15 protein-coding genes and 1 pseudogene are annotated in these 18,342 nt (G+C 39.6%); 4 read left to right on the top strand and 12 right to left on the bottom strand.

Annotated elements, in window-relative coordinates; all coding sequences use genetic code 11:
• Positions 1-11: 11 nt before the first annotated feature.
• The gene (locus G601_RS0112190) at positions 12-1,688 is read left to right on the top strand and encodes a hypothetical protein (protein WP_026665530.1); all 1,677 of its coding nucleotides are present in this window, start codon (positions 12-14) and stop codon (positions 1,686-1,688) included.
• 56 nt (positions 1,689-1,744) lie between these two features.
• Entirely contained in the window at positions 1,745-2,815 is a 1,071-nt protein-coding gene (locus G601_RS0112185) for an undecaprenyldiphospho-muramoylpentapeptide beta-N-acetylglucosaminyltransferase (RefSeq protein WP_026492329.1), read from the top strand.
• Positions 2,816-2,973: 158 nt separating this feature from the next.
• Here G601_RS0112185 and G601_RS0112180 read toward each other — a convergent pair whose 3' ends face one another.
• Both G601_RS0112180 and arfA read right to left on the bottom strand, forming a co-directional pair.
• Positions 2,974-4,554, bottom strand: a complete 1,581-nt coding sequence (locus tag G601_RS0112180) for a glucose-6-phosphate isomerase (RefSeq protein WP_026492330.1) — start codon at positions 4,552-4,554, stop codon at positions 2,974-2,976.
• Positions 4,555-4,666: 112 nt separating this feature from the next.
• Positions 4,667-6,175 carry an arabinosylfuranosidase ArfA gene (arfA, locus tag G601_RS0112175; protein ID WP_026665529.1) on the bottom strand — a complete coding sequence of 503 codons (1,509 nt, stop codon included), beginning with the start codon at positions 6,173-6,175 and terminating at the stop codon, positions 4,667-4,669.
• Positions 6,176-6,450: 275 nt separating this feature from the next.
• Here arfA and G601_RS0112170 point away from each other — a divergent pair, with 275 nt between their 5' ends.
• A complete protein-coding gene (locus G601_RS0112170; protein ID WP_026665528.1) occupies positions 6,451-7,305 on the top strand; it encodes a helix-turn-helix domain-containing protein in 855 nt (284 codons plus the stop codon).
• Positions 7,306-7,371: 66 nt separating this feature from the next.
• Here the strand turns inward: G601_RS0112170 and G601_RS23085 are convergent, their stop codons facing one another.
• The 5 genes from G601_RS23085 to G601_RS0112140 form a co-directional block, all read right to left on the bottom strand.
• The gene (locus G601_RS23085) at positions 7,372-7,896 is read right to left on the bottom strand and encodes an S-ribosylhomocysteine lyase (RefSeq protein WP_026492333.1); all 525 of its coding nucleotides are present in this window, start codon (positions 7,894-7,896) and stop codon (positions 7,372-7,374) included.
• A 25-nt stretch (positions 7,897-7,921) separates the two neighbouring features.
• Positions 7,922-8,623: a 5'-methylthioadenosine/adenosylhomocysteine nucleosidase gene (locus G601_RS0112160; protein ID WP_035790726.1), complete on the bottom strand. Its 702-nt coding sequence runs from the start codon at positions 8,621-8,623 to the stop codon at positions 7,922-7,924.
• 30 nt (positions 8,624-8,653) lie between these two features.
• Positions 8,654-9,070, bottom strand: a complete 417-nt coding sequence (locus G601_RS0112155; RefSeq protein WP_026665526.1) for a helix-turn-helix domain-containing protein — start codon at positions 9,068-9,070, stop codon at positions 8,654-8,656.
• Positions 9,071-9,154: 84 nt separating this feature from the next.
• Positions 9,155-9,559 carry a zinc ribbon domain-containing protein gene (locus tag G601_RS25100; RefSeq protein WP_051200983.1) on the bottom strand — a complete coding sequence of 135 codons (405 nt, stop codon included), beginning with the start codon at positions 9,557-9,559 and terminating at the stop codon, positions 9,155-9,157.
• Between the two features lie 292 nt (positions 9,560-9,851).
• Entirely contained in the window at positions 9,852-11,258 is a 1,407-nt protein-coding gene (locus tag G601_RS0112140; protein ID WP_026665525.1) for an RNA-guided endonuclease InsQ/TnpB family protein, read from the bottom strand.
• Between the two features lie 92 nt (positions 11,259-11,350).
• On the opposite strand from G601_RS0112140, the gene tnpA reads away from it, so the two are divergent.
• Positions 11,351-11,809, top strand: a complete 459-nt coding sequence (gene tnpA / locus G601_RS23075) for an IS200/IS605 family transposase (RefSeq protein ID WP_051205807.1) — start codon at positions 11,351-11,353, stop codon at positions 11,807-11,809.
• Between the two features lie 156 nt (positions 11,810-11,965).
• Here the strand turns inward: tnpA and G601_RS0112130 are convergent, their stop codons facing one another.
• The 5 genes and pseudogenes from G601_RS0112130 to G601_RS25775 all read right to left on the bottom strand — a co-directional run.
• Positions 11,966-13,120 (bottom strand): hypothetical protein, encoded by a 1,155-nt coding sequence (locus tag G601_RS0112130; protein ID WP_035790725.1) that lies wholly within the window; start codon positions 13,118-13,120, stop codon positions 11,966-11,968.
• A gap of 99 nt (positions 13,121-13,219) precedes the next feature.
• A complete protein-coding gene (locus G601_RS0112125) occupies positions 13,220-14,167 on the bottom strand; it encodes a hypothetical protein (RefSeq protein WP_026665523.1) in 948 nt (315 codons plus the stop codon).
• 101 nt (positions 14,168-14,268) lie between these two features.
• Positions 14,269-16,470, bottom strand: coding sequence for an RNA polymerase sigma factor (locus G601_RS25095; RefSeq protein ID WP_051205805.1), 2,202 nt, complete (start codon positions 16,468-16,470; stop codon positions 14,269-14,271).
• Positions 16,471-16,675: 205 nt separating this feature from the next.
• Positions 16,676-17,833 carry a leucine-rich repeat protein gene (locus G601_RS0112115; RefSeq protein ID WP_026665522.1) on the bottom strand — a complete coding sequence of 386 codons (1,158 nt, stop codon included), beginning with the start codon at positions 17,831-17,833 and terminating at the stop codon, positions 16,676-16,678.
• A gap of 150 nt (positions 17,834-17,983) precedes the next feature.
• Positions 17,984-18,124: pseudogene (locus G601_RS25775) on the bottom strand (NADH peroxidase); the annotation flags it as partial.
• Positions 18,125-18,342: the final 218 nt, after the last annotated feature.

Genomic DNA, 18,342 nt, shown 5'->3' with positions numbered 1-18,342 from the left:
GACTATATTTGATGAAAAAGCTACGTACTACTTCAATCGCTTTTATTCTTGTTAATCTTTTTACACTGCTCATTTTTCTTGCAATTTTCAACTTTAAATATCCCATACGCTACAACAATATGGGCGGTGACAACATATGGCAGTCCGCTTCAACCATAAAGTATGTAAACATCTGGCTTGAAGAAGGCGCTGCTTCCATGCATTTTACCGCATGTGAAAACTATCGTTCCATCGAGTTCCAGAGCTTCAACGACAGGATTCCGTTTATCAGCTATCCCAGCGGACATATCTTCCTGGTGTGGCTCTGTGCAAAGCTTTGCGGAAGGAGCTTTATCAACATTTCCTTCGTTAAGCACCTTCAGATGGTTCTGTTTGCCATAGAATCAATGCTGTTTTCAAGCTTCATCTTCGTATTATTGTTGAAGCACCGCATAGGAAGCTGGCTATCCCGCATCATAATTCCTGCCTGCACTGTCGTTTTGTGGATGCTCCTTCCTGTTAATGCCTGGTATATGCCAAACGTGTTCTTTACTGATCAGAGCGTAATCTTTTATGTGATGCTGTTTCTGTTTTTGGAGGAGCTCATATATGTTCCCGAGCTTAAGGAGCACAAGGTACAGAACATTATCGTGCGCGTTCTCCACTTTTTGACTATCTACTGCGGAATCCTTACAGACTACTACTTCTGGATCCTCGCATTTTTCGTATTCCTCATGAGAATGATAGGAATGTTCTTAAATAAAAAGAGCATCAAAGAGATTTTTGTTTCTGCTCTTAAATATGCAGTTCCTGTCGTTTTTGCTGTTTCAACCTTCATCCTTCAACTTAGCTTTGTGGATGGATGGCTTGATACCCTTCAGTACAAGCTTAAATTCAGAACAGGCGGTGACGACAGTCTTTCCGCTATTGTTTCAAGGCTTATCAAGAACTTCACCTCCTCCTTTACACAGGAGCAGCGAAGCTTCATGATCTACCTTTGCCTCTTCCAGCTTGCTGCCATCGTTATATCATTCCTTACACTTCAAAAGGGCAAGCGTATAAGAACACTTTTTGTAAATAATGACATCGCACTTATAATTGCAGCCTACGCTTCCGTCGTTTTCCAGATCATCATGCTGAAGAACCATTCTGCAGTTCATGAGTTCTCAATGATGAAGGCCGGATGGTGCGTTGCCATGACTTCACCTATTGCTACGATTGCCTATACCCGTGCCATCAGTATGGGAAAAGATGATGATAAGGCTCTTTTCCTTGGACGAAAGGTTGCTCCTCACATTCCGATCTTTGCTTTATGCTTTTTCATACTGATACTTATAACAGGTGTGCCCACATCAACCTCCAAGTATATTGTTTCAAGGGATGGTGAAGAGGACTACTCACTTGATGAGTTCCTCTACAGGAATACCGATTACAACGATGTGTGCTTTTCATTTACTAATGAAATTCACTACGAGCCGCCTATGGACCTCACAATTTCACATGAGAGAGTTTATCTGGTTGACTCCGTAGAGGAAATAGATACGAGATTCCCTGATCTTAGCAGCGAAGCTGTAAAGCTTCTTCTTGTTGACGAAGCTGCTATGGATGAGAATCCAAAGCTAAAAGATATGGCTCTTCCTTTAATAGAAAAGTCCAGTATCCGTGCTAAGGAAGACGGATATATCCTTTATGAGTTGCCCAATGAGTAAGGTTCACTACTTTCTCAATATGTGGTACTCTAATAAAATAAGGAGATGTTTCAGAAATGTCTAAGAAAATTGTTTTAACCGGTGGCGGCACTGCCGGCCACGTTACACCTAATATGGCACTTATACCTGAGCTTAAGGAAAAGGGCTATGAGATAAGCTATGTTGGTTCCCACACAGGAATCGAGAAAAAGCTCATAGCTGACTATCATATTCCCTATTATTCAATTTCCACAGGTAAGCTCAGAAGATACTTTGATCCTAAGAATTTCTCAGATCCTTTCCGTGTTATTAAGGGATTTTTTGAAGCCCGCGCTTTACTTAAAAAATTAAAGCCCGATGTTGTTTTCTCCAAGGGTGGTTTCGTATCAGTCCCTGTTATAAGAGCGGCATCAACTCTGCATATTCCCTGTATATTGCACGAGTCTGACATGACTCCCGGACTTGCTAACAAGCTCAGCTTTTCATCAGCTAAGACCATCTGCTGCAACTTCCCGGAGACCCTTGATCTACTGCCTTCAGACAAGGCAGTACTTACAGGAACTCCCATAAGAAAAGAACTCCTTAAGGGTTCAAGAGAAGCAGGTAAGAAGTTCTGCGGCTTTACAGATGATAAGCCGGTTATCATGGTCACAGGCGGAAGCCTTGGTGCTCAGAGCATCAATGAGACATTAAGATATGCGCTTCCCAGACTCCTTCCTCACTTTAACATAGTTCATCTTTGCGGTAAGGATAAGATGGATAACCTAAAGCTCAACATGGAAGGCTACAAACAGTTTGAATACGTCAAAAATGAGATGAAGGACATCTTCGCCATGGCTGACGTGGTTGTATCAAGAGCAGGCGCAAACGCTATCTGTGAACTCGCTGCCCTTAGAAAGCCCAACGTACTTATTCCTCTTTCTGCCAAGAGCAGCAGAGGTGACCAGATCATAAATGCCAAGTCCTTTGAGAAGCAGGGATTTTCCATTGTTATCGATAATGAAGAGCTTGATGAGGATATTCTTGTAGAGAGCATATTCGATGTGTATGAACACAGAGATAAATATATTGCCAAGATGCAGGAATCTAACCAGTCAGGTGCTACGGAGACAATTTTGAAAATTATCGAAGATGCCATAGCAAATTAAAATATTATTCCTTGAATTATATTCTTATCGTATAATTTATAAATTACTGAAAAACAAAGCCCCCGCACATTCCATATTGGATTTCAATCGATTATGCGTTTTTTGCAACGAGATTGAAAGACAATATGGTATGTACGGGGGCGTATTATTGCAACAACTTAAATATTCAGAAGATCACTGTATACTGCAAGTGCTCCGTCTGTCTCATGTGCAAGTACCTTCTTAGCAAGTACCTTACCAAGCTGAACACCTTCCTGGTCGAAGCTGTTAAGGTTCCATACAAATCCCTGGAACATAACCTTATTCTCGAAGTGAGAAAGAAGTGCGCCAAGTGACTTAGGATTGAGCTCGTCACCAATGATGATGCTTGAAGGACGTCCGCCCTTAAAGTTCTTGTTGAGGTTCTCATCCTTTTTACCACAAGCAAATGCTACGATCTGAGCTGCTACGTTAGCGCAGAGCTTCTGCTGGCTTGTGCTGCCCTGGATGTCAACGTCATTCTGAAGCTGGCTGTTCTTGAAGCCGATGAACTGCATCGGGATAACGTCTGTACCCTGGTGAAGGAGCTGGTAGAAGGAGTGCTGTCCGTTTGTACCGGGCTCACCGAAGATTACGGGACCTGTTACATAGTCGATAGGCTCACCGAAGCGGTTAACGCTCTTACCGTTAGACTCCATATCAAGCTGCTGAAGGTGTGCAGGGAAACGGCTAAGTCCCTGTGAGTAAGGAAGAACTGCAGTTGAAGGATATCCAAGGATATTTCTCTCATAGAATCCGATCATTGCATCAAGCATTGCAGGGTTCTTCATCATATCCTTCTCAGCTGCGAGCTTATCCTCTGCTGCTGCACCGTCAAGGAACTGTGCGAATACGTCAGGACCAAATGCAAGTGAAAGAACTGCTCCGCCTACGCCTGATGTTGAGGAATAACGTCCACCGATATAGTCATCCATGTAGAAGGCTTCGATGAAATCATCGCTCTTTGCAAGAGGAGATGTCTCAGAAGTAACTGCTATCATGTGCTTTGAAGAATCAAGGCCTGCCTTCTTAAGGGCATCCATTACAAAGCTCTGGTTTGTAAGTGTCTCAAGTGTTGTACCTGACTTGGATACAAGAATGAAGATTGAGTGAGCAACATCAACACTGTTAAGAACAGCAGATGCATCATCAGGATCTACGTTACTGATGAACTTTGCTTCCATCTTGAAGTTGCCTGTTCTGTGTGCCCAGTTCTCAAGAGCAAGGTACATAGCTCTGGGACCAAGATCAGATCCACCGATACCGATCTGAACTACTGTTGTGAACTTCTCACCCTTTTCGTTAGCAATCTCGCCTGAGTGAACTTTGTTTGCAAAGTCAGCAATTCTCTGCTGCTCTTTTACATAGAACTCACGCTTGTTAACGCCATCAGCCATAACATCTCTGCCGAGCTGGCCTCTTGTGAGCTGGTGAAGAACCATTCTCTTTTCGCCTGTATTGATTACCTCGCCGTTGTAGAGAGCTTCAAACTTCTCAGAAAGCTGAGATTCCTTAGCAAGTTTATCAAGTGCTGCAAGGATATCATCGTCGATTTCCTTTGCTGCATAGTTGTAGCTAAGACCTTCAGCCATTTTCACTGAGTATTTCTTTACTCTCTCAGCGCCGGAGTCACCGGTCATTGCTGAAACGAGATCGATGTGTTTTACATTTTTTAATTCCTTATAGGAATCAAGTGTATCAAGGTTTTTCCAATTAACCATTTTGTAGAATCCTCCTAATGTTTTGGTTATTTCTACTTTCGCGTTCAAGTTTAGCAAAACTTAGGTGGAGCCGCAACATTTTTAGTCCTTAAATATTGATTAATAATTTTTTTTATTTTGCAAGGCGGATTACATTCCAGCTCTTTGAAGGAAGGATTGTGTTAAGGATACCCTTTTCAACCTTAGTGTCCTTGCCCTCTGTGGGAGCTACTGTATTAGGCTTCTTTTCAGTATTGACTGCCTTAAGGTCATCATTTGTAAGAACGATATGATCAACAACCTTATAGCCTGCATACTGACGAAGGTCACATGTGAGCTCGAAATCATCTGTAAGATTCTTGTTTACTGCAAAGATTGTGATTGTCTCATTTTCATCATCAGCAGTAACTACGCTGTCGATGTAAGGAGCATCGCCGTGCTTACTCTCGTAGGAAGGAGACTTAACTACTGTGTTAAGAACTGTTCCTCTTCCATAGAGACTTGCGTGCATGTAAGGATAGAAAATTGTCTGTCTCCATGCACCTGTATCGCTTGTCATGATGGGAGCGATAACATTTACGAGCTGAGCAAGACATGCGATCTTTACTCTGTCTGCGTGGCGAAGAAGAGTGATGAGCATTGAACCAACAAGAAGTGCATCCTCGAAGTTATAAACATCCTCAAGCTGATGAGGGTGCTCGCACCATTTCTCGAGCTTCTTATCCTGCTCGTTGCTGTGATACCATACATTCCACTCGTCGAAGGAAAGGTTGATTGTCTTATCCTTTCTCTTAACTGCCTTAACATAATCGCAGATTGAGATTACCTGTGAAATGAATTTATCCATAGCTACGCTGCTTGCGAGGAAGTTAGGTGTATCATCCTCAGGATTGCCGTAGTAGGTATGAAGTGAAAGATAATCAACTGAGTCATAGCTGCACTCGAGAACCTTTCTCTCCCACTCACCGTAGGTATCCATGTAAAGTGAAGATGATCCGCAAACAACTGTCTCAATTGAAGGATCAACCAGCTTCATGATATGTCCGGCTCTTCCGGCCTTCATGCCGTACTCCTCAGCTGCCATGTGACCGATCTGCCAGGGGCCATCCATCTCATTACCAAGGCACCAGAGCTTGATGTCATGAGGATCCTTAACACCGTGCTTGATACGAAGGTCACTATAGTATGTGCCGCTCTTGATATTGCAGTACTCTACGATATTCTTAGCTGCATCAATATCTCTTGTTCCAAGGTTAACTGCCATCATGGGCTTTGTGTTAGCCTTCTTACACCATTCCATGAACTCGTTAAGTCCGAACTGGTTTGTCTCAACAACGTTCCATGCAAGCTCGATTCTGCGAGGACGATCCTCCTTGGGACCTACGCTGTCTTCCCAGTTAAAGCCTGATACGAAGTTTCCGCCGGGATATCTTACAATCGGAACATGAATCTCGTTAATAAGATCAAGAACGTCCTTACGGAAGCCATCCTTATCTGCGAACTTATTTCCGGGCTGATAAATACCCTCATATACTGCTCTTCCAAGGTGCTCAAGGAATGAGCCGAATATTCTCTCATCGATCTTGCTGATCTCAAAATCTCTGTCGATACAGAGTTGAGCCTTCTGTAACTTTTTTGCCATTTTGTAACCCTCCGTTTTTAATATATTATGAAAAAGATAACTAAAATTTATTGTCTTTTTATCCTGTAATAATGCTATTATTACAGAGCAAATTCCACTTTTAAATGTCTTTTTATCCATAAATATTGACTTTTCGTCCGGTTTATCTTATTACAATATAAATACCATTTATGCCTTCCCCTTGGGGGCGCACAACGTCCAGTGGACGTTGGTTTTGCGCGGACCGAAGCGAAGCGTAGACAGGTGGCACGAAGTGCCGGATGAGGGGAAAAACCATGTTCAAAACCGACTACTGTGGTTACAATTACCACAATCCAGACAAAGACATAATATATCGTCCAAACGGAAGCGGAGATTACCTCTTTCTTCACATAACATCGCCTATGTACTTCTATTTTCCTGCCTCCGACACACCCACACACTCTAATGATGCAGTAGAACTCGCTCTCACTACCCGCTCTGACATCATCGAACGTGATGGTGTAAAGCTCGTAAGGAAAACCGCAACTCCCGGGGACTGTATATTATTTTCTCCAGGGAACATCCAATACTACGAAGCTATTACTTCCTTCTCAAACTCCTTCGTACACTTTTCCTGTGATCCCGAGGAAATACAGGGTCTTCAGATATCCATGAATACCCTGTTTCACCCAGGCGATGACGAGATGATCGTGGATACCCTTCGTAAAATTCAGTTCGAATATCTATCAAGACAGCAGCGCAGAGAGCGTATGATCGACCTACTCATAAAGCAGCTCCTCATCGCTGCGGAGCGCAGTGTCACAGGTCCTGCAGAGGAGATTGAACAAACCGAGATATATTCTTTTTTGACAGCTTACAGGGTAAACATGCTCCAGAGATGCTCTGAAGAATGGAGCATAAAAAAAATATGCAAGGAGACTCATCTTGGAAGAAGTCAGCTCTATCACTATTACAAAGCATTCTTTTATGCAAGTCCTAATGATGACATCATCGCAGCCAGAATCGATAAAGCAAAGCATTTACTTACAAATAAAGAGCTTAGAATCCTGGACGTTGCTGCTCAATGTGGATTCACAAATATCAATCACTTCAATCGCTATTTCAAGCAGGAGTGCGGCATGTCTCCCAGTGAATACCGCGGAAAATAAAAAAGGAACATCGCTAAAACCCGTCTTAGCGAATGTTCCTTTAATTTTTTGTATTATCTCAGATTATTATGAATCAAAGAACTGACGGCCATCCTCTGTCGCAAGTCTCTCTGTCTTAGGATATGTATAAATTGCATCGTTATCCTTGTTTGACTTAAGGTAATCTGCAAACTTAGCAGCATACCATTTTGCATAAACAAGATTATGCATGCAGCAGTTACCACAGTTCTCAGGTTCTACACCGGGAACTTCTTCTGAATCCTTAACAGAATCAAATGCTCTGATCAGAAGATCTACTATCTCCTTGGGAGCACGGTTACCCTTCAAAATGAGGTAGAAGCCTGTAAGACATCCCATGGGTCCCCAATAGATAACCTCGTCCTTCCAATCAGGATCGTTTCTAAGAAATGTAGCAATGATGTGCTCAAGAGAGTGCATTGCAGATACATCAACACAAGGCTCTATATTAGGTCTTGTGACTCTTACGTCATAGGTTGTAATCTTGTTTCCTGCGATATCATCAACTCTGCTCTCAAAAATTCCGGGAACAATCTTTGTATGGTCTACTGAAAAGCTAGGTATTAAATCCATTCTCTTTATCTCCTTTTATATTTTATTATAATCCTTTTATGAATCTCTCTGTAAGGGCTGCGCTATCTGCTGCTGCCTTATCTTCAAAGTCCTGATAATCCATTATATCACTTCCGTCTGCTTTATCAGAAATAGCTCTAAGGATTACAAAGGGAATCTTATTCAAAAGGCATGCCTGCGCAATTCCGGCACCCTCCATCTCACAGCAAAGACCATCAAATTCCTTCTTAATCTCATCCTTTACAACGCTGTCAGATATGAACTGATCTCCGGAGCAAACTCTTCCATCCCAGAGCTTACCGGTAATATTGGCACCGGCTGCTGCCTTCTTGATATTCTCGATCATCCACTTATCTGCAGGGAACTCACGAAGCCCTGTCTGGGGAATCTCACCCTTTTTATATCCAAAAAGTGTTGCATCAACATCATGGTAAACCACATCAGTTGATACCACGAAGTCACCAATATCGATCTTCGCATCAAGAGATCCTGCTGCCCCGGTGTTGATAACATGTGTAACATTGAAATCATCAACAAGAATCTGAACGCAAAGCGCTGCATTAACCTTGCAGACACCGCTCTTAACAACAACTACGTCCGTATCCCCAATCTTACCCTCATTGAATACCATGTTGGCCTTTGTGAGAGTCTTGGATACTGTCATCTCCTTCTTGAGACTCTCTACCTCAATTTCCATGGCTCCGATAATTCCGATTTTATAACTCATACATAAATCCTTTTCTAAAATTTGTTTTTATCATCCTTGCGCATTAGTATATAATCTCTGTTCGACATCCTTCCACTCCGCCTCTTCCTTAAGTTCTTCTATCTTCCACTGAGCTAAATCTCTAACAAAGTAAGTATTAGTCTTATTTACCTTGCATAATTTAATCAGCTTCTCCGCATATGCCTGACACCTCAAGTAATAGCTCTTATTACGAACCAATATCTCCCCTCCATCTATGTGAAGTTCAATTTGATCCTTCCCTGTTAGTTCTTCATACAATTCATCAAGGGTTATTTCCAGATAATCTGCCATCTTCTTGGCGTATGAAAATCTCATCTGTCCAGGATCTGTTTTGCCATTTATTATGTCATTTAACGTGCTATAGGGTATACCCGTAGTATCACTCATTTCTTTGCATTTTATCTTTTTTCCACATAAATCTTTCATAAGCTTCCTCATTCTTAGCAAATAAAAAACGCTAAAGCGGTATAAAAAAATTATAACGCTTTAGCGGTAATATTAAAATAATAATTATGCAGTAAATTTCATCCCGCACTTAGTACAAAACTTATTGTTAAAGGGAGCCGGTGTGCCGCAGTAACTGCAGGTTTTGTGCTGTGCCCTACCATAAACAAAGGGTGTTCCCGGTTTATGAATCTGAACCAGTCTCATCTGCTGTGGCCATATATCAACCTGCCTTCCTCTCACAATCTCCTTTCCTAAGTCCCTGCTTATCTCATACCTTGCACCACAAATCTGATCCTCTAAATAGTAATGGTAATTCCATCTGATAAAAGTGGGTATGAAAAACAGTGTAAATGCTCTTCTAGACATGATCAGTCTGAAACTTCCCTGTCTCCCGCAGTTTGGACAATTAAGGATAATCTCTTTCTTAGAATTCTTGATAATTGTCTTTGATCCATAAATTAGTAACATAACAAAACTTTCCCCTTAATGATTTCTGAATCCCCTCAGAGAGTTATTATAACATCATTTATATCATTTTATTAAAGTATTCCTGCGTATAATGATCCGTATCTTTATAAAGCTCCCATCCGTCTCTTTCACAGAATCGCTTTAGTTCTTTCCATCTTGGCATACAATCTCCCCCTTAATAACATCTTCATCAAGTGAGAGAGCCTTAAGCACATACGGAACATGATCCTTTCTATTTGGTGCAGAACTCCATGAACTACCTCCACCGACTCTGCGTCGGAAGAGGTTTCTGTTATGCCGCAAAGCGGCATGAACCTTTGGGATGCTTAACGCATCCCAAAGAACAGGGCATGTCCACTATGCCCCTATCCCATTGGGTTACCTTTGGGAATACTTTTCTTAAGATATTGGCAGCTCCATTTATATCTGCATTTGTTATTGTCCCATCGTAGTGCCTGTAAAGTCCACGCTTTATCCTTTTTCCGGAAAAAACATAGTCAGACTTATTGCCCTTTTTATACACAGGGATCTCATCCATCGCAAGAAAATCCGCTTTGGATGTATAGCTCTCTTCCGTAAGTGCAAACCTTATCCCGTATTCAGCAAGCTTATATCTTAGCATATCTGCAAATATCAGCATTGGTATCTGCACAAAATTCTGGTTACTGATATGCCCCATACCCGCTTCCTGTTTCTGGAATACGTTATGCCCCATCACTACTGCATCTACGTGGTTATCCCTCGCATAGTCTGCTAGCTGTCTGCTTATCTTATGGAACTCATCCTTTATGCGCCTGTTGCGTTTTTCCGTGAGTATATTCATTTTCCTGGTGCGGTATCTGTTATTGCACTTCATGGCACATGATGAGAGCCGCCCCATTTCTTTGTTGTAGAACTGGTTTACGGACTTTATCAGTCCGCCCTTTATCACAAACGGTTCTACTCCAAAGTTGTTCGCTACGGCTGCTATATTGTCCGTACCAGGATCTATCGACATGACCCTGATATCGGAAATGTCATCTTTTGATGAAAGAGATCTGAGAACATCCTTGTCATCCAAAGGCTCTATACCCACTGTTAAGACATCGATCACCACATCCATCACAAAGTCTTTACCATGTGGTTTTATCCGTACTTCCTTAAGTTTCCCTTGGGGAAGGTCCCTGCCAAGTTTTAAAGTATCTGTTGTTCCGGGAAAACGTATATTGGAATCATCCTTTATCCTGCATATCTGATTCGTAAGGATGGCAGTCTTGTATTTTCCCTGGCGTACATAACCCGGCATGCGGGGACGCCCCGTAAATGCAGATGGTGTCTTGGCGTATGTCTTCACTGCTTCAAAAAATGATTTGTAATCCCTAAGAAGGAGCTTAAGTATCTGCTGGTTAGCCTGAGATGGAATACCATAGTACGCCTTATCCCTAGTGCTCTTTAGAATATAATCAAGGGCATTATAAGAAAGCCATGAACCAGCTGCATGATATTTTGTCCCTTCAAGGGTTTCACTTACAAGTTTATACACCTGCATCTGATTGGGAAAAAGAGGCCTGTAAGAGTCAAATGCCTCTATGGCAGAAGCATACTGTCGGATGATGAAATTCGCCCTGTTGTAAAGAACTGCAGATGCCCTGCAAATATCCTGGCAGTAACTGTATAGTGTGTTGTTTTTAGCTATTCTGTACTGCCTTGTCCTATACACAGTTGAGATTTCCTTTCCAATAGATTATATTAGTATTATAGCATAATTTCTAAGAGTAATCAAAACATTTGTTCTTTTTAGATGGAGTTTTTATGGATAACTACAGAAGAGGTTCACATTCAGTTTACCTGCTTACCTATCATATCATTTTTGTCACTAAATACAGGAAAAAAGTGATAACCGCTGAGATGGGGGATTTCATGAAAAATCACGCCGCTTATCTGTGTGGAAGGATGAACTGCGATATGCTCTCAGCTGAGACAGACGAAGACCACATACACATGCTTATCTCCATGCCTCCGGATGTTGCTCCGGTAAAACTGATAAACACCTTAAAGTCCCAGCTCTCTAAAGAAGTCAGGATCAAATACCGTGAACATATAGAAAAATTTCTGTGGGGAGATGCTCTTTTCTGGAGCAGGAGCTATTTTTGCGCCACAACCGGATCCGTTTCACTTGAGACAGTGAAAAAATATATAGAAAGCCAGCGCACGGATGACCACAAAAGAAAATATGAAAAGACAGGACGATATAGTAAAGCAAAGCGCTGAGGGTCAGCGATTCATCCCCCACTGACTATGTCGGAAGGAGTTTTCTCGCTGATATATCATAAACGTACATTGTGTCAATTATGTACGTTTTGTACATACACATATAAAAATGGATGCAGAGGAAATTCTCTCCGCATCCATTTTTAATCTTAGGCTTTATTTGATTTTTGCCTTCTTTGCTTTAGACCATCCTGAATAATATTTTGAGTTGTTGTTATTAACGTAAGTTCTGATTCTGAAGAAGTATTTTTTATGTCTCTTGAGTTTACTGATAGTAACTTTTCTCTTATTATTTCCGGCATCCTTTGTTTTCTCAGCCTTGAAGGTTTTTGATTTTACATTCTTTTTAAAGTTCTTGTCTGTAGAATACTCAATCTGATATCCACTTGCGCCTTCTGCTGCATTAAAAGTTACTTCAGCCTTCTTCTTTTTGGGAGACTTAACCTTAGTTATCTTGGTTTTATTGATTGTGACACTTTTGGGAGCCTCAACTTCATCTGATTTACCCTGTTCACTTTGCTCACTACTTAAAGTAAACGAATATTTTGAACCGCCATTAGGGGTAAATATTACATAATATACTCCTGCTTTAAGATCGCTGGTTACAAAATTAGAATTCTGACCCTTGCCACTGCCTGACCAGAAATTAAATTGTTTTTCATTCATACTATTATAGAATGATCCATCTGTTTCTGACTCAAAATTATTACTACCATAATTAGTTATGCGGAATGTATATTTACCATCTTTGTTAATAGTTACCTTATACCAGTCACTTTTATCTGTTAATGTCAATGCATCTGTTACTGTCTGGTTAACTGAAAATGATTTTGGATTCTCATAACTGTCATCCCCGTTTTCAGAAGTATCAAAGCTCTGAAAATCTGTCTTTATTTTATAGTGATCGCCATCATATGGGTAAGGTATAGATAGTTTAACTAAGTAGCTACCTGCTGATAAAACTTTATAATCTACTTTTGTAGTAGGAAAGCTATCCCCATATCCTGCATTAAAACCTCCCTCAACACCATCAATATTTACAAATAAACTTGAAGTATTTTCTGTTGTAAAACTCATTTTCAATATTCCATCTTTTGGAAGTGTTATTTTGTAATACTGCTCGCCATGTTTAAAATCTATCCACCCTGACCACTGTGATGTTGGAGCTATGGTCTCTGCTGTTTCAGGTGTTGTTCCTACTGCCTTTGCTATAATCTTTCCCTCAGGAGCAACTGTACTGAATGCTGCGACAGACATTGAAAGTGCAAGGAGCAGAGCTCCGGCCTTCTTTAGTAGTACATTTTTCTTCATCTTCTTTTCCCTCTTTTCCTCAAAATTTTCATACAACTTCATCATTGTAGCACAATGAAGTAGTTGTTAAAATACGAATCACATTAGTATTTGATCTTATTAGTTTCCTATTGTCTTGGCTGCATCCATATTAATACCTTCAATAACAGTTATCTCGTTCATAACTTTCTGCATATATTCCTGCGCTGCCATTGTTGCTTTCTCAACATCGCTTAAAGTTATAATATTAATATTTCCCTGTATCCCGGCTATTCTATAGCTATCACCATCTCTGTCAGGCAGCAAAGCTGTAAAGGCTAAAGTAGTATATGTTCCATGTTCCTTAGTTTCTTTTCTATCAAGATATTCAAAAACATAAGTAACACCATCACGGGTAACTACATTTGTCAGTTCTTTATGGTAGTGTCCTTCTATTCCATATAAGGTAAAAATCTCATCAATTGTATATTCCTCTAATGGCTTGTCCAAATCATTATCAACATCATATGCCCCATCATGTCTGCATTCTATTTGTATTTCTTTTATTCCATCCATATTGGACTGCCATGTTACATCTTTGTATTTTACAGATTTAAATCCTGGTACTACATCCTCTCTTGATTTCCTGGAATGATATACTTCTCCTTGAGCTTCTGTGTATTCAACAAATTTATTAGGAATAGGAACTATTAATCCATAACCAATTCCATCACTCTCTCTGGATCCTATATGCATATCAGTTGTATCCATAAGCCATTCGGGATGTGGATCGACTGCCTGTGCTGCTTCATCGGCTTCTTTTTGGGCTCGCTTTTTCATATCAGCTTCATATTCTGCCTGAATCGCATCTCGAAGCTCATACACCTCATCCTCGCGTCCATCAGCTCTTGCCTCGCTGATAATGGGATTATCCTCTACAAGTAAAGCATTACTCTTTTGTGAACATCCAGTAAGAGTGGTCATAAATAATGCTGTTGTCATCATCACCGTTATCATTTTCATTGATAATCTTTTTGTGTCCTTGATAAGCCACTCCCATGTTTTTTCATCAAAATATTTTTCTGCCATTTCTTTTTCCTCCATAATGATTTTTTTGTTGTTATATCTATAAGTACCAACCATTTTGGATTCGGTTTTATAATTTTGAAAAAATTTTTTTATTTTTTAAATTAATCAAGAATCTGCCATTCAACACTTTTACCATTTTTGATATCTTCAGTAAGATCTTCAGCATTTTCTACATCATGCCTTTTACCCTCAGCATCTATAAAACTTTTATCCCATCCACTATTCTCAACACCTCCATCTCCATATATATCTATATATCCATACTCATTGAGATTAATAATGTTTCTGGTCCATGCCACATCAGAGTAAACTGTCTGCAAAGTACCATTAATATTTTTTATTATTAAATATTCTTCCCAGCTTTCCAGTGGTTCTTCAGAGGGAGTGTGTATTACAACTGCCAGTTCTTTATCGCCATCATTACCACAATCTATATAAGCATATTCTATCTTTTCAAGAGATACTCTATCCGTCATCCAATCTTCTTTATAGAATGCAATTAACGTATCTACAATTTCTTCAAGAGTATAATCCTGCTTTGTAAAATTCTTAAAAGAAAAATAATAACCAAGGTCATTTTCTGTGTTAATGTGTACGCTTTCTTCATTATGAAGGAATTTTTCATACAAAGTTGTATCCATTTCCGTATCGCTACCAAATGCTTTAATATCAGTAATTATGAGTCCACCAAAAATATCAGGATTACCACCCTTAACTGCCTTTGCAGTAAATGGATAAGATTCAGCTGGTTCGCTCTCTATGCTTATTTTGTATGTACCATTCAATGTGTAGGTTCCGTCACTATTATTTACTACTTCCAGACTCCCATAATTAAAGTCTATCAACTCCATGTCTCCGGTGAAGTGGAGATCATCGTAATCCGAATCCGGTGTTACTCCGTCATCATTAAAATCATAATCACTGGGTATAGTAACTCCGAAAGCTTTCCATATATCTGTAATAAGTCCTTTCGTAAGTTTATCTGTTTTACTCCAAGGGAAAGCCTTCTCTTTGTCTGAAGTACGAATATGCATAGCAAGTGCATATAAACGGGCACATCTCACATAATCGTTATAAACTAATAGATTGTTATAATCAAAATAAGCAATAGCATCTACTATCTGTATTTTCTCATCATCAGTGAGATTTATATCCGCATAATCGTCCTCTTCATTATTTTTCTGAGACAAATCATCACCTTCATCATTCTCATCTTCCGGCGTATAAACCTTTTCTTGTTCATCTGAATAGTCTTCCACAATTTCATTGTTTGTTTCTTCAACAGAAATCTCATCAGCAATTACATTTTTTCCATCAACTTCTGCACTAGTATCCTCTGCATTTTCCACAATCTCAGAATTATTATTCACGGCTACATATGTTGCTACAGCACCGCCTCCTGCTCCGATAAGTACTGCGCCTGCAATTATGAGAGCCTTTATTCCCATTGAAAGTCCGGTACCTTTAGCTACTGCTGCCCCGGTTGCAATGGCTGCTCCACCTACTCCTGATGCAGCACCAGCGGTTGTAGCAGCAATTGTTCCTGTTGTTGCCAGCTTCGCTGAAATACCTGCTCCAGCATTTCCAACAGTAATAGCTGTAGATGCAAGTCCAACCTCTGCGCAGCTTCCTGCATAGATGCCTCCTGCTGCCTTTGCTGAAAGCTTTGTATTTTCAGACATAAGCTTAATAGCATACCATATTGTAGGAAGGGCAACAGCATGAAGTCTGATACCATCTCTCTTCTCTGTTCCTTCTACCTTGTCCTTCAAGAATTTTCTCGCATAGTTCAGGCGGCTCTTTACTGTTCCCTCTGAGCAGTTCTGCATCTGTGCTATCTCACCTACTGAGAATCCGTCGAAGTAATAAGCGATAACCGCTGCCTTCTGAACCTCAGGAAGCTCATCTATAAACTCCTGTATAATACGGCTTGTTTCCTTCTGATCTGTTGACAATTCAGGCAGAGATGCAAGGTCATTACTTTCAAGAGTCTCGAAAATATCCTTTCCTTCCTCGTCTACGTTAGGCAGTACATCTTTTTTCTTTCTAAATAGTTTCATTCCCTGGTTATGGCAGATTCCGTCCAACCATCCAAAAAGAGACTCAGCATTCTGAAGGCTCTTTATGTTTTTGTAGGCTTCAATGTATACAATCTGCGTAAGATCCTGCGCGTCAGTTTCATCCTTCATGTATGCCTTAGCACGAAAATACACATGATTGTAGGTTGCAGAGTAAACTGCATTAAAACCTTCTTCCTTTCCCATGGCCATATCGTTTATGGCACTTATCAATTTTTCATCCATTATCAATATCTCCCATCATTAGATTTTGTAGTTGTCGAAACTGCTTTCCTCCTTCCCTTGGTCCTACTAATATGTACCAGGAAAGTCGCAGATGGTTTTATATTTAAAAAAAATTTTTTAATAATTTAACCCCTTAGGTGACACTATTTTCATTCTCCTAAGGGGTCAATATTTAATGGCGTAATCTTTTCACAATGCTGTTAAATTACTTACTGATTGATTTTATAAGCTTTTTCTTTTTACTGCCTTTTACACCTTTAATCTTGATCTTAGCGTCTTTGTTAATCTTCTTGAAAGCACCCTTGCCTATTTTCAGGGATTTATTCGCTTTTATGGTAACCTTTTTAAGTTTCTTACAACCTTTAAAGGCATTTTTTCCTATAGAAGTAACATTACTGCCAATCTTCACAGATTTTATTTTCTTATTGTTTTTGCAGGCATTTTTAGCTATAGATGTGACAGGATAAGTTGTACCATCCACTGTAACAACGTTCAGGGAAGCTTTCTTTTTTGATGCGATTTTTGTTGCGCAGGCATTGCCATTAACATCGATGTCATAAGTTATATCATCAATAGTTACTGTCATAGGCAGCTTACTTACCGCATCTACTTTATCTTTTGTATTAGCATTTTCATCTGCAGGAATATTTTTTGATGTTTCATCATCTGAATCCTCGGTAGGTCTTTTAATTGTGACCACCTCTGAATTAGCATATTTATTCAGATTACATGAAGAAGTTTTTAAAGTAACTTCTTCTACATCCCAATCTATTTTTCTAAACTTTACTTTTTTATTCATACTGGATGTAAAATAATAATCTTTTTCATTGGAATATCTTAAAACATGTCCGTATCCATCATCAGCCCAGCTTACTACCCAACATTTTTTTCCATCTTTCTCATCTATTTTAGTTGTGATTCCGGTAGGCTGTGGCATTCTTTCTTTTACAGTTGTCTGGTAACTTGATACAGCATATTCTGAAGTTTTAAGATACTCATCCCTATTAAATGTATTTTTTTCCTCATCACTTCCAACAACATAAAATATGATCTTCCCAAGCTTGTCATACTTATAGAACAAATTCAAATCAGCACTATCTATTGTTTTATTCTTTTTAAGTGTCCCTATAGTACATCGATCAAGACATTTTATTTTCCCATCTTCATTTTCATAGCATACAAAAAAGAAGTAAAATCCATCTGTAACCGTTTTGAAATGATATCTATCATCGATTAATTTTAGATCCTTAACAGGCTGTACTTTCCTTGCTGCTTTCGAATTTATGGATACACATCCAAATAAGACTATCACACACATAAGTGATGTGATAAAGAGTAAAAGATTCCCCAAGATTTTTTTCATTTTCATTTCCCCTGACTTTTCTATTCTGCACTATGGCAGGCTCCCTCATAGTCAATAATTATATCACAAGTCGATTATTATATACATGAAAAAACTGCCGCACTATAAACTAATGCGACAGTTTCTCTCACTTATTTTTATAATATCGATTTATTTAAAATATCTGTCAAGGAGTCCCTTAAATGCCTTGCCATGTCTTGCCTCGTCACGAGCCATCTCATGGACTGTGTCATGGATTGCATCAAGATCAAGAGCCTTAGCACGCTTTGCAAGATCTACCTTACCTGCTGTTTTAAGGAACAATTTTTGGAACAATAGTAAGAATAAAATGAAGATCCTTTAAGAAGTTGGAACAACTTTAGAACAACTTTTAGGAGGTTTATTACAATGTCAAACAAGGAACAAACAGCAAAAGGTGTATATCAGTTAGATAATGGGTATTGGGCATATCGTTTTATCATTAAAGTAAATGGTAAAAACAAAGCTCAAAAAAGAGTCAAAGATGAATT

The organism is Butyrivibrio sp. FC2001 (assembly GCF_000424125.1).
Taxonomy (GTDB): Bacteria; Bacillota; Clostridia; order Lachnospirales; family Lachnospiraceae; genus Butyrivibrio.
Note: the sequence above shows the minus strand (reverse complement) of the source record. Positions and strands in the feature narration are given on the sequence as shown.

Excerpts from the sequence above, each read along its gene's own strand:
- G601_RS25095 (WP_051205805.1), bottom strand. The coding sequence starts at position 16,470 with ATGGATGAAAAATTGATAAGTGCCATAAACGATATGGCCATGGGAAAG.
- G601_RS0112190 (WP_026665530.1), top strand. The coding sequence starts at position 12 with ATGAAAAAGCTACGTACTACTTCAATCGCTTTTATTCTTGTTAATCTT.
- G601_RS25100 (WP_051200983.1), bottom strand. The coding sequence starts at position 9,559 with ATGTTACTAATTTATGGATCAAAGACAATTATCAAGAATTCTAAGAAA.
- G601_RS0112180 (WP_026492330.1), bottom strand. The coding sequence starts at position 4,554 with ATGGTTAATTGGAAAAACCTTGATACACTTGATTCCTATAAGGAATTA.
- G601_RS0112170 (WP_026665528.1), top strand. The coding sequence starts at position 6,451 with ATGTTCAAAACCGACTACTGTGGTTACAATTACCACAATCCAGACAAA.
- G601_RS0112130 (WP_035790725.1), bottom strand. The coding sequence starts at position 13,120 with ATGAAGAAAAATGTACTACTAAAGAAGGCCGGAGCTCTGCTCCTTGCA.
- G601_RS0112155 (WP_026665526.1), bottom strand. The coding sequence starts at position 9,070 with ATGAAAGATTTATGTGGAAAAAAGATAAAATGCAAAGAAATGAGTGAT.
- arfA (WP_026665529.1), bottom strand. The coding sequence starts at position 6,175 with ATGGCAAAAAAGTTACAGAAGGCTCAACTCTGTATCGACAGAGATTTT.
- G601_RS0112115 (WP_026665522.1), bottom strand. The coding sequence starts at position 17,833 with ATGAAAAAAATCTTGGGGAATCTTTTACTCTTTATCACATCACTTATG.
- G601_RS0112125 (WP_026665523.1), bottom strand. The coding sequence starts at position 14,167 with ATGGCAGAAAAATATTTTGATGAAAAAACATGGGAGTGGCTTATCAAG.
- G601_RS0112160 (WP_035790726.1), bottom strand. The coding sequence starts at position 8,623 with ATGAGTTATAAAATCGGAATTATCGGAGCCATGGAAATTGAGGTAGAG.
- G601_RS23085 (WP_026492333.1), bottom strand. The coding sequence starts at position 7,896 with ATGGATTTAATACCTAGCTTTTCAGTAGACCATACAAAGATTGTTCCC.
- G601_RS0112185 (WP_026492329.1), top strand. The coding sequence starts at position 1,745 with ATGTCTAAGAAAATTGTTTTAACCGGTGGCGGCACTGCCGGCCACGTT.
- tnpA (WP_051205807.1), top strand. The coding sequence starts at position 11,351 with ATGGATAACTACAGAAGAGGTTCACATTCAGTTTACCTGCTTACCTAT.